This is a genomic window from Bacillus sp. LR--39 (assembly GCF_053613335.1).
This window is the reverse complement of record NZ_JBSIOT010000448.1, coordinates 1-955: the sequence shown is the minus strand read 5'-3', so window position 1 is coordinate 955 and position 955 is coordinate 1. Positions and strand designations below refer to the sequence as shown.

Below are 955 nucleotides of genomic sequence, written 5' to 3'. Positions count from 1 at the left end.
TATGCAAACATGTTCCAATGGTTTCCTCGGTGTACCAAGGCGAAGAGAAAGCGGAAACTTCTCCCCAGCCTGTGACACCTGATGTATCAATGGCTTCCACGATCAGAAATTTACGCTCTTGAAGCGTTTCGATACTGTTTTTAAACGGTTTCTTTAAATTCATGCTCAAATGGTAAAGCGTGATTTTTTCTATTTCGATCATAGCAGTTCTCCTTTACGCGCATCCTTCAGCTGTTTTCGCAAGAGCTTATTAGACGCATTGCGCGGCAGGCGGTCAAGCACAAAGAATTTTGCCGGAATTTTATACTTCGCCAAGCGTTCTTTGCAGTAGGCAGTCAATTCTTCTGCGCTCACAGGCTTGTGAAGGACAAGATAGGCATGAGGCACTTTCCCCCATTTTTTGTCCTCAGCCCCTGAAACCCCGGCTTCGGCCACAGCGGGATGTGAAAGCAGCACTGACTCCACTTCGGCCGGATAAATGTTTTCTCCGCCGGATATGATCAGATCTGAACGTCTGTCTAATACATATAAAAAGCCTTCGCTGTCCAAATAACCAAGATCACCTGTTTTCAGCCAGCCATTTTGAAAAGAGGCTTCGTTTGCGCTCTCCCGGTTAAAATAGCTTTTCATGACATTCGGGCCTTTGACCATGATTTCACCGTGTTCAAACGGTTCACATACCTGTCCGTCCCGCTCTATTTTGATTTCACACGAAAACAGCGGTTTCCCCGCAGATCCGAGCTTTTCCATACTGAATTCCGGCGACAGGGTAACAATTTGCGAGCATGTTTCTGTCATTCCATATGACTGAAAGACAGGGAATCCTTTCTCACGGCATTCCTCAAGCAATGGCAGCGGTGCAGGACCGCCGCCGAGAAGAATGCATCTGATGGATTCAGGGCAGCGGTTTGTTTCTTCCAAAAGACTGGCCAGCATAGTCTGCACCGCAGATATC

At 47.2% G+C, this 955-nt stretch carries 1 protein-coding gene and 1 pseudogene; both read right to left on the bottom strand.

The window, feature by feature from the left end:
• A pseudogene (locus ACWHAR_RS23990) lies at window positions 1–202 on the bottom strand (o-succinylbenzoate synthase); the annotation flags it as partial.
• Window positions 199–955 (bottom strand): o-succinylbenzoate--CoA ligase (gene menE / locus ACWHAR_RS23985; protein WP_452088053.1); only part of this gene is annotated, 757 nt, incomplete at its 5' end. The gene menE and the pseudogene ACWHAR_RS23990, both read right to left, overlap by 4 nt.